Genomic DNA, 10,542 nt, shown 5'->3' with positions numbered 1-10,542 from the left:
TCGGTGACCGAGTCGAGGGCTCCGTCGATGTTCGCCGAGCGGGAGAACGAGCCGTCAGGGCGTAGGTGGTAGCGCCAGGTGAGTGACACGGTGGGACCCCCTTTGGGGTGGGTTCGTGCGTAGTCGTCACGATGCGTTCGTGAGCGGATCACCGTCAAGGGGTACGCAATCCAGGTGGGGAGGTGGGGGCGTTGCGTTGGCGAGGCCCCTCCCGGGCGGCTACGGGGACGTCGAAGCGGCGGGTGTCGGAGATTGCGCCCTGACCAGCGGCGCATGACGCTGAGGACATGCAGAAGGCAACGTGGTCTGGCCTTGTCCGGTTCGGGCTCGTCGCGCTGCCCATCCGGCTGTACGCCGCGACCGAAGAGCATCCTGTTCGGCTGCACGAGATCCACAGCGCGGACGGCAGCAGGGTCGAGCACCGGCGTTTTTGTGCGGCGGAGGGCCGCGAGATCCCGTTCGAAGAAGTCGGGCGCGGGGTTTCGATGCCCGGGGGGCGTATGGTCCCGCTCACGGAGGACGACCTGGCGCGTCTTCCGCTGCCGACCAAGCGCTTTCGAGATCATGGGTTTCGTACCCGGGCAGGACATCGACCCGATCAGTTACGGCAAGCCGTACTACGCGGGCCCCGATGCCCTGGTGCCCACCGGCCGTATGCCCTGCTCGTCGAGGCGCTCGCCCGCACTGGCTACGTCGGTGTCGGCAAGATCGCCATCCGCAGTCGCGAGCGTCTGGCGGTGCTGCGACCACGCAACGGGGTCCTCGTTCTCCAGACCTTGCTCTGGCGCGACGAGCTGCGGGAGCCCGGCGACCTCGCACCGCCAACACCCGTCACGGACCGAGAGCTACAACTGGCCGAGGTGCTGATCAGAGAGCTGACCGGCATCGAGGAACGGGAGATTCGTGACGAGTACAGCCAAGCCCTCGAGCAGCTGGTCACGGCCAAGGCCGGGGGCAAGGAGCTGGCCGAGCCGGCCGAGAGCGCGCCGGTGGTGGATCTGATGGCCGCGCTTGAGGAAAGTGTGCGGGCCGCCCGGCGCGGGGCGACTGATCCACGTGCCCGTGACAGCCGCGAGAGCCGTAGCGGGCGTTCGCCGAGCGGCTGATCCGGCACCGGACAACTACGCGGCTCGGAGCACGGAACGCTGACTGGAAGCCGGAGAGCCGGCAGTTGGGTTCCCGCTTGTCAGTTCGAGCGCCGCAGCCGAAACGCCGACGCGCCCGTTCGGCCGGTCTCAGCGTGCTGTGGACTGCCAGTCGTCGTACGGTCTGGCGGAAGGCCGCGTCTTTGACAGGACTGGCGGCTGCGGCCCTGCGTTTTCATTCGCACGTTGCGCAGGGCCGCACACCACAGCACGGGCGGCCGCCGCATCCCGGCGCGGCTGACGCAGCCTTCCGGGCGTCCATGGACACTTGTTGATGTCCCACCATATGGCGCACCGCACCCGACGCATCCGTAGGTGTCGGCTTCGACGTGTTCGCCATCGCCCTCTACGTGGCGCAGTCGCACAGATGTGGCGCGCCCTGGGGCTGGTGGGTGGGGGAGGTTGAGGGCCGTGGGCTTGGGTCGGTTGCAGGCTGCGCATGACCGCTACGACCTTGCCGAGTACGTCCGCCTCGTTGGCCCAGATCGGTGAGTAGAGGTCGTTCTCCGGCACTAGCCACACGTTGGCTCCATCGCGGCGAAGCCGCTTTGACTGTGGCTTCGCCGTTGAGCATGGCGGCCACGATGTCGCCGTTTTCCGCCGTGCCTTGGTGCCTCACGGTGACGATGTCGCCTTCCAGGATGGCCGCGTCGACCATACTGTCGCCGACTACCCGAAACCGACGAGTTCGCCAAATCCCGGAGGACTTTCCCTGGGAACCGGTGGCGATTCTGCCTCTATGGCGTTGAGCCTGGCGTGGGTTCGCTCGCTACGACCGTGGGGCAGAAGGCTGAATGTCACCCTGTGGAGGGTCATGGTCACTTAGGGTGAACGTCGAGATCGGACGGGGCCAGGCTCCGGGCGCCGTCACCTACAGCGGGAGGAACCCCCATGACACAGATCAAGGTTGTGGACATCAAAGCCAGCGAGCCCGTAAAGGAGTCGGACCACGACTTCATCGCCCCCGCCAACACGGTCCTCGTTGGTCGCTCCCACGAGGGTGATGAAGAAGGGAAGACCATCTACTACTACGGGACCGTGCAGCAGAACGGTCAGAACTGCAAAGTCGGCAAGGTCGTCCGGAGCGATGAGATCGAGGAGTCCGGCGGAACCGCATACACGGCAACGCAGGGCCGCGTCATCGTGGGCCGCTCCCACAGTGGTGACGAGAACGGCACCACGACCTACCACGTGGCGGAACTCCTCGACTTGTGGGGCAATCCGATGGCCCTCATTGCCGCCGAATGGACCGCGCCGGTGAAGGAGTTCGACAGCAACGTCCAGGCCCCGGAGAACCAGGTCCTCATCGGTCGGCAGCACACCGGCGACGAGATGGGTGATACGAGGTACCTCTTCGCCAAGGTGATGTAGCAGTCGGCCGACCCGCTGGGGTGAAGACGGCGTCGCCCGCTCTAGGCGGTGCCCCGTGCTGGGGCAACGCCGCCCGGCCGGGCACCCTGCGGCCCAGCCCCCGGCGGTCCGTCAACGAGCGCCGCCAGCTTCCAGGCGGCGCGCCCACTGTTCCTGATTCCGCACGTTTCGGTCCGGCGGCGTGGGGGCCTTAAGGGGCGATGGGGCCATCCTTCCCGATGGGTGCGTGCTGACACGGCCGTTCGGCCGGGCGCAGCGTGCTGTGGTCTGCCAGGGGTCGTACGGTCTGGCGGAAGGCCGCTTCTTTGACAGGACTGGCGGCTGCGGCCCTGCGTTCCATTCGCACGTTGCGCAGGGCCGCACACCGCAGCATGAGCGGGCGCCTCATCCCGTCGCGGTCTCAGCTACTGGCCACAGTCTCCCCCGCACGGGTCCTGGAGGCTGCCGTCGCACTCAGGCGGCCGGACTCGGGTCCTTCTCGGGGAGGAGTTGCTGGGCTTCTTTGATCAGCCGGCTCTTGAGGGCTCCGCGTGCGTTTGCCGGCAGCAGTGCGGGGTCCAACTGGCCGGGGCTGGCTTCGTAGGGGTGCAGGGCGTTGCGGATGTGGGCGTAGGCGTGGGGGTGCTGCGCGGCCAGCGTGCGGTCGGCGTGCTCGATCGCTTCGCGGCGTGCGTGGGTTTGGGGTGCGTGGTCTTTGCGGGTGGCGACGGTCTGCATGAGGTGGCGTACGACGCGGTCGCATTCGAGGTGGCGTTGGTGGACGGCGCAGTAGAACCGTCGGGCGTTGATGATCTGCATGGCGTCGTCGTGGGGCAGCTGGCTGAGGTCGACGTTCAGGGGGCCCAGCGCGGTGTTGGAGGAGGCCTTGGCCGGGCTGGTGGTCAGCTCGGTGAGCTCGGTCAGGGCTGCTTTCCACCGGCGTACGGCCAGCGGGTGGCGCAGCAGGACGTTGCGCTCGTTCTGTTCCCTGGCGTCGTCTGCGACGGCGCCGCGGAACGAGACCTGGCCTTGTTGCAGCAGGCGGGCGACGGGTGGGGTCATGGTCACCTTCAGCCAGCCGATCTCGCAGGCTTCTTCGACGGAATCGAAGACGTCCTGGGCGGGAGGATGCGGCGGCGGCTCGACGATGCCCCGATCCCTTTTGGCCTGTTCCACCAGGCGGCTGTAGTCCGCGGGGAAGGCCTTGGTCAGCCACGACAGTGCGGTGTGCTGCGCGTTGAGCGCGTTGAGGTGTTCGGGTGAGCGTTCGTATGCCTCACGGCGGTACTGGGCGCTGACGCGTCGGGCTTCGTGCAGATTCGCGCGTACACGGCGGAGCTTGTTCTCCACCCCTTCTGCTCGGCCGTCGCCGGTCAGGCGCATGCGCTCAGCCGATACCTGCAGCTCCCCCTCGGCCCACAGCAGCGCGTCCTGCCAGTCCAGGTGCCATTCCGGCCCGCGCAGCAGCCGGCGTACGGGGCGCGACAGGCGCCGGGTGGCATCGGCGATGGAGACCGTGACGAGGTTGCGGAAGTCTTCGTCGAAGCACCTGATCATTTCCTCCGCTGTAAGGCGGGGTACGTCCGCCAGCAGGACCCTGCGCTCGCTCGCAGCCTCTGTCATCAGCCCCTCCTCGTCCCGCCGTGATCACCCACCGTAGCTCCATGAGCCCCTGCCCGTAGGCGACTTGGGCAGCGACCGCTGGTCTCCTCACGTGGTGGGGGGTGCGCTCCGCCGCTTTTGCCGTGGACGATGTGGTTGTTCGCCAGGGATCGCTGTGACGCTTTCAGAGCAGGTGCAGCCGGTGTCCGACCGGGGTCCGGCCCGCCCTTGTGCGTGGCTGTCGGTGCCGCAGGGCGGGCGCCCGTGCGGCAGGCAGCACCGCGTTGACCGCGACGCGGCCGCGCGCGGCCGGGTTCACCGGCGCTCTCGCGCACGGGCCGTGTCGAGGGGATCGTCGGGCAGAGACGACTGCGGGGCCCGGATCTCACTCGCGGGCCCCACGGGGACCAGGGAACCCCTGGCCATCGGCTCCGCCAGCCTAACGGCCGCCCCGCGCGTCACGATGCGCCCCACCCCGTGGAGATGGGCCAGCGGGAAGGCCAGCTGTCGGCGCTCCGGGTGGTCAGGGTCGACCGGCAGTGCACCGCCCCAGTTGTTGACGGCCGCCTGGACGCCGGCGAGGTACTGCGTCATCTGCTGCGATCCGTGGGCATCGGAGAGGGCGCCCCGGTGCGGGAGTTCCACGTGTGGGGTGCCTCCGTGTGTCGGCAGGGCTGCACTGAGGTCGCCGGTCAGCTGACTTTCGGCTGCTCGTGAGCGTGCCGCGCCGATTCCAGTACCTGCCGCCACGACGTCACGTGGGGTCGGCGGCGCAGCAGTGCTCTGCGCTCGCGCTCGGTCATGCCGCCCCACACGCCGAACTCAATGCGGTTGTCGAGGGCCTCGATGAGGCACTCGGTACGAACGGGGCACCCGGCGCATACCGTCTTGACCCGGTTCTGCCGCGTGGCGTCTGCGAACAGTTCTTCCCGGTCGGAGCTGCGGCAGGCCGCGCCCTCACTCCACTGGGCACTCGAACTCGTCATCTCGTCCCCTCCCCCATCGAGGCCCCGCCTCACCTACGAGCCTATGCCGCAGCCGGGTCGCGCCCCTCCCCCGGTACCGCAGGGCCGGAAGGGCTGCGACCGGGTGTCTGGCGGGGTGTTGCCGGGGCTGGTTCCGGTCGCCCGGGTGGCGGACGACCGCAGCACCATTGCACGCAGGACAGTGAGTTCGGCCCTGGAGCCCATGTACCCGCAGGAGTGCAGATCGCGCAGGAAGGCAACTACAACCACTGAGGGTGGGTAGCATCCGGCGGCAACAACCAGGTACGTACGAGGAAAGTGAGTTGCTGTGGCCGAGAAGCCGGACAACGACAACGCCCCCATTCAGAGCAGGTATGCGGAGCAGTATGCCGCCGATCTGAAGGCGAACCGTGAGGAGCAGGCGGAGCTGCGGGGGCGTCTGAAGCAACTGCAGAGCGATGAGAATTGGCTGGTGGCGCAGCAGCAGAGCGCACCCGTGGCCGAGGAGTCTGGTGCACCGGCCGAGGCTGCCGCACCCCGGGTTGTGCCGCGGCCGCGGCAGGAATCGAAGGTGGCTGCCGCTCCTTCTGGTGCCAAGAAGAGGGCGGCGCGGACCAAGGCGTCGGCCAAGGGGGCGGCCGCGCCGAAGAAGAAGGCGGTCACTATCAAGGCGCCGGTGAAGAAGGCGGCCAAGGCGGTCGCCGAGGGCACGAAGAACGCTGTGCCGCCGCTGCACGAGGTTGTTCTGGGCCTTCTGCGTGCTCAGCCTGGGCATCCGCACCTGGCCCGCGAGGTCCACGCCGAACTGGCCCAGAAGCACGGCCGGTCGACCTCCGTCCAGGTGGTGCGCAACAGCCTGGAGAGCCTCGTCAAGAAGGGGAGTATCGAGAAGGAGAACAAGCAGAACTCGGTGATGTACACCGCGCCCGCGGACGCCGATGCCGCGTCGGCGCCCGAGCCGGCCGCCGAGAAGGCGAGCGAGAAGGCCCCGGCGCACCCCTAGTCGCTGCCGCGAGGACCGCGACGAAGATGCCTGGCGGCAGACCGGTGGCGACCACACGTGGGAAGCGCCGCAACGCAACCGGGCGGATGGTGCTGCTCCCCCGGGCGGCGACGCCTACCGCCCTGGGGTGCAGGGCGGGCCGGACGCCGAAGGCATCTGTGACGTCACACGACGTTCGCAAAGCGGTTTACAGCTGCCTCTCTGCGGTCAGCGGCGGCGAGGCAAGGGCCTGCTTGGGCGCGCGTTGCTGCGCGCCCAAGCCGCCGGTCGCAACGGGAGCTGCGGGGTGGCGAGGCCGGTGTACGCCGCGAGACTGAGCCGAGTTGATCCGGCTGCGGCGCCAGGGCGGGCGGATCTGCTCAGTTCATGTAGACGCACTGGTCGGCGTAGGCCTTGGAGACCCAGGCGGTGGTGCCGGCCCGCATGCCGGACTTCGACCTGGCGGCCAGCTTGATCTTGACCCAGGACCGGGTGCTCGAGACGCGCGTCCCGTAGTCGTAGCGGTAGAGCAGCCGCTGTTCTCCAGACTTCGACGTGTCTCATGAGACACGTCGAAGCCCTGAGGTTCAGCGAGATTGCGCCACGTAGTAGGTGATGAAGGCGATGAGAGCCAGCATCATCGCGACAGCGGCGAGGCGGAGGCAGCCCGCGTGGAGCTCAGCCCCGAGCTCCGCGCGTTCGCTTTGTTTGCCCTCGTCCGGTCTACGGTTGCCTCTAAAGTGCTTCCCACAGGTGGGGCGATTTGCGGGGGTAGGCAGATGGCGCGTGTGCTGGGGGTGCACGGGATCGGCAAGCAGCTGCTCGGGGAGGACTCCCTCTTAAAGGAGTGGCGACCTGCCCTGACCGACGGGCTGCGCCGGGCTGGATCCGCGGGCGTTCTCGCGGAGGCGGATGTGGCGATGGCGTTCTACGGGGACTTGTTCCGCCCGGCCGGGGAGTTTCTTGCCGTGGGAGATCCCCCCTACAGCGCCGCCGACGTCGAGGAGGGTTTCGAGCGGGAGTTGCTGCTGGCGTGGTGGCAGGCGGCCGCCGAGAGCGATCCGGCGGTGGTGCCCCCAGACGCCGATACGCTCGTGGCGACGCCGCGATCGGTGCAGGCTGCGCTTCGGGCGCTGTCGGGGTCGCGGTTCTTTGCCGGGGTCGCGCTGCGGGCGATGGTCTTCGACCTGAAGCAGGTTCACCGCTATCTCACCGACCAGGATCTGCGGGCCCGGGCCCGTGACCGGGTGCTTGACGCGATCGGTGAGGACACCCGGGTGGTGGTGGCCCACTCCCTGGGCTCGGTGGTCGCGTACGAGGCGTTGTGCGCCCGGCCCGGACATCAGGTGCGGGCCTTGGTCACCTTCGGATCTCCCCTGGGCATCCCGAACCTGATCTTTCACCGGCTGGAGCCGGCGCCGCTGGGGGTGGGAGGACCGGTGCGGGGCGTGTGGCCGGGAGGGGACGACCTGGTGTGGACGAACATCGCCGACGACGGCGATGTCGTGGCACTGGTGAAGGACCTGCGACCGGCATTCGGTGACCACCTGCGGTCCGTGCGGGTGCACAACGGTTCCCACGCACACGATGCGAGGGCGTACCTGACCGATGCCCTGTTCGGGAAGGCGATCGCCGGGGGCCTGTCGTGAGTGCTCCACCGGCCGACAGGGCGGGCGATGGTGGGCAGCGCCGGTTCCTGATCGCCACGGCCGTCGCCCACTACCCCAAGTACCCGCAGTGGGATCGCCCCGGACTGATCGCCGCCCGCGAACGCATCATTGAACTATTCACGCGCACGTTGGGCTACCGGCACCAGACGGCGCTCGGCCTGGACCCGACCCGCGTACAGCTGACCGACCAGTTACGGGCCTTCTGCAAGTCTCCGGACCGCCGCGAGGACGATCTGCTGGCCGTCTACATCTCCGGGCACGGGGAAGTCCTCGATGACGACCGCGACCACGTCCTGTACACCTCCGACACCGACCCGCAAGACATCGCCTACACCACGCTGCCCACCGTGGACCTGGCCCGGGCGATGCTGCGTGACACCAAGCTGCGCCGCCTGCTGCTCGTACTCGACACGTGCTACTCCAGCCAGGGCGGCAACGAGATGGCCGCGGCCGCGCTGGAGCGCATCAACCGCCAGTGGAGGCAGGCCACCGGCTCCGGCCTGGTGATCGTCTCCTCCGCCCAGCCCCACCAGCAAGCACAGGCCGGACTCTTCCCTCAGCTCCTCAACGACGCCATCGGCAGCTGGGCCACCGCCGGGCACGGCCCCCCAGAGCTGTCGGTCTCCAGCGTCGTACAGCAGATGAACGACCACCCCGACCGGCCCGGCTACCAGTACATCGGCCTGGCCCAAGTCGGGCTGACGGGTGAGCCGCCCGCATTCCTGGCCAACCCCCGCCACAGCACCCGGTTAACGGATGTGGACCTGGCCATCCAGCAGGCCGCCGAGTTCGACGAACAGGCCCGCCGCCGCGACACCGAACTCACCACCCGCCTGCTGGTACGCGCCATGGGCTACCACGGCGACGCCTCACAGGGATGGTGGTTCTGCGGCCGCCACAAAGCCCTGGCCGACATAACCCGCTGGCTGCGCAATCCCGGCACTGACAGCAGGGCGGCCTGGCGGGTGGTCACCGCAGGGCCCGGCTCCGGCAAGACCGCCGTGCTCGGCCTGATCGCCGCCCTGGCCCACCCCGAACGCCGCCGCACCGTACCGGTGAACGCCCTCAACCTCGCCCCCCACCTGACGCCGGACGAAGACGCAGTCGACGTCGCCATCTACGCCCAAAACCTCACCGACAGCGACGTACTGCAGGGACTGGCCGCCGCCGCCCACGTGCGCGCCGAAACCGCCGGCGAACTCCTCGAAGCCCTCGAAGCCCGCAGCAACAACCAGCGGCACCAGCGGCCGTTCACGGCGCTCATCGACGCACTCGATGAGGCCGCTACGCCTGACAGCCTCTGCTCGCGGATCCTGCGGCCACTGATCGACCACTCCCGCGGCCGTATCCGGCTGCTACTGGGCACCCGCCCCCACCTCCTGGACCGCCTCGGCATCGCCCCCCACACGGCGGCCGACCGCGATGAGATCATCGACCTCGACTCCCCCCGCTACGCCGACCGCGAGGCCCTGCGCTCGTACACCATCCGCAACCTCCTCGAAGCCAGCCGCACCTCCCCCTACCGGCACAGCCCAGAAGCGCTCCGGCCGGTCGCACAAGCGGTTGCCACGGCGGCCGGCACGTCGTTCCTCGTCGCCCGGATCACCGCCGGCACCCTGGCAGCAGCCGACCACATCGTCCCCGACCCACACGACCCGACGTGGCAAAAGAGCCTGCCCCGCCTGCCCGGACAGGCCATGCGCGACGACCTCACCTGCCGCCTCGGCACGGACGCACAGCGTGCCGCGGACCTGTTGCGCCCGCTGGCCTTCGCCGACGGCCAAGGCCTGCCCTGGGAAGACATCTGGGCACCGCTCGCATCCGCGATCGCCGGCCGCACCTACACCGACGACGACCTGCTGTGGCTGCGCCACACAGCCGGCTCCTACGTCGTGGAAGCCACCGAGAACGGCCGCTCCGCCTACCGGCTCTACCACCACGCCCTCGCCGAACACCTGCGCGAGGACACCGATCCACCATCGGTGCACGCGGCCTTCACCGACGTCCTCACTGACAGAGTGCCTTACCGCGGCGACGCCACTCGAGACTGGTCCCGCGCCCACCCCTACACCCTCAACTACCTCGCCACCCACGCCACTACAGCCCGGCACCTCGACGACGTCCTCAACGACACCGAGTACCTCGTCCACGCCGTCCCCCGCGGCCTCACGCCTCACCTGCACCACGCTCACACCGAACCCGGCCGACTCGCCGCAGCCGTCTACCGAACCTCCCTCAGCGTCCACGCCACCGCTCCAGCAGCCCTACGCCGACAAGTCCTCGCCCTCGACGCCGCACGAGCAGGCGCCGTCACCCAGCACCAGCAACTCACCCGCCACATCCCACCGGACAACTGGACCCCACAATGGGCCACCGGAAGCGACTTCTCCCCAGCCCTCCGCGACACCCTGACCGGCCATACCGGCACGGTGTCCGCGGTGGCCTGCACGATCCTGAACGGCACCCCGGTCGCGGTGACCGGCAGCTGGGACGGCGCGGTGCGGGTATGGGATCTGGCCTCCGGCACCCCGATCGGCCAGCCCCTCACCGGCCACACCGGCACGGTGTACGCGGTGGCCTGCACGATCCTGAACGGCACCCCGGTCGCGGTGACCGGCAGCTGGGACGGGACGGTGCGGGTGTGGGATCTGGCCTCCGGCACCCCGATCGGCCAGCCCCTCACCGGCCACAACGACGCGGTGGACGCGGTGGCCTGCACGATCCTGAACGGCACCCCGGTCGCGGTGACCGGCAGCTGGGACGGGACGGTGCGGGTGTGGGATCTGGCCTCCGGCACCCCGATCGGCCAGCCCCTCACCGGCCACACC

At 69.2% G+C, this 10,542-nt stretch carries 8 protein-coding genes and 1 pseudogene; 5 read left to right on the top strand and 4 right to left on the bottom strand.

Annotation, left to right across the window (positions count from 1 at the left end; all coding sequences use genetic code 11):
• The first annotated feature begins 287 nt into the window (after window positions 1-287).
• A complete protein-coding gene (ku, locus tag ACWIHY_RS34280) occupies window positions 288-1,106 on the top strand; it encodes a non-homologous end joining protein Ku (protein WP_454380304.1) in 819 nt (272 codons plus the stop codon).
• Between the two features lie 474 nt (window positions 1,107-1,580).
• On the opposite strand, the pseudogene ACWIHY_RS34275 reads toward ku, so the two are convergent.
• Window positions 1,581-1,821: pseudogene (locus tag ACWIHY_RS34275) on the bottom strand (LexA family protein); the annotation flags it as partial.
• A gap of 215 nt (window positions 1,822-2,036) precedes the next feature.
• Between ACWIHY_RS34275 and ACWIHY_RS34270 the strand changes: the two are divergent.
• On the top strand, window positions 2,037-2,516 hold the full coding sequence (locus ACWIHY_RS34270) for a hypothetical protein (protein ID WP_454380303.1): 480 nt from the start codon (window positions 2,037-2,039) through the stop codon (window positions 2,514-2,516).
• 453 nt (window positions 2,517-2,969) lie between these two features.
• Here ACWIHY_RS34270 and ACWIHY_RS34265 read toward each other — a convergent pair whose 3' ends face one another.
• The 3 genes from ACWIHY_RS34265 to ACWIHY_RS34255 all read right to left on the bottom strand — a co-directional run bounded on the left by ACWIHY_RS34265 (window position 2,970) and on the right by ACWIHY_RS34255 (window position 5,083).
• Window positions 2,970-4,118, bottom strand: a complete 1,149-nt coding sequence (locus tag ACWIHY_RS34265; protein ID WP_454380302.1) for a hypothetical protein — start codon at window positions 4,116-4,118, stop codon at window positions 2,970-2,972.
• A 294-nt stretch (window positions 4,119-4,412) separates the two neighbouring features.
• Window positions 4,413-4,742, bottom strand: coding sequence for a hypothetical protein (locus tag ACWIHY_RS34260; RefSeq protein WP_454380301.1), 330 nt, complete (start codon window positions 4,740-4,742; stop codon window positions 4,413-4,415).
• A 47-nt stretch (window positions 4,743-4,789) separates the two neighbouring features.
• Complete coding sequence (locus ACWIHY_RS34255; RefSeq protein WP_454380300.1) at window positions 4,790-5,083, bottom strand: WhiB family transcriptional regulator; 294 nt, start codon at window positions 5,081-5,083, stop codon at window positions 4,790-4,792.
• Between the two features lie 307 nt (window positions 5,084-5,390).
• On the opposite strand from ACWIHY_RS34255, the gene ACWIHY_RS34250 reads away from it, so the two are divergent.
• The 3 genes from ACWIHY_RS34250 to ACWIHY_RS34240 form a co-directional block, all read left to right on the top strand.
• Entirely contained in the window at window positions 5,391-6,065 is a 675-nt protein-coding gene (locus tag ACWIHY_RS34250) for a hypothetical protein (protein WP_454380299.1), read from the top strand.
• A 758-nt stretch (window positions 6,066-6,823) separates the two neighbouring features.
• Entirely contained in the window at window positions 6,824-7,693 is an 870-nt protein-coding gene (locus ACWIHY_RS34245) for a hypothetical protein (RefSeq protein WP_454380298.1), read from the top strand.
• The coding region (locus ACWIHY_RS34240; protein WP_454380297.1) for a caspase family protein at window positions 7,690-10,542 on the top strand (2,853 nt) is incomplete at its 3' end. The genes ACWIHY_RS34245 and ACWIHY_RS34240, both read left to right, overlap by 4 nt.

This window comes from Streptomyces sp. NPDC055287 (assembly GCF_053646035.1).
This window is presented reverse-complemented; position numbering and strand designations above follow the sequence as displayed.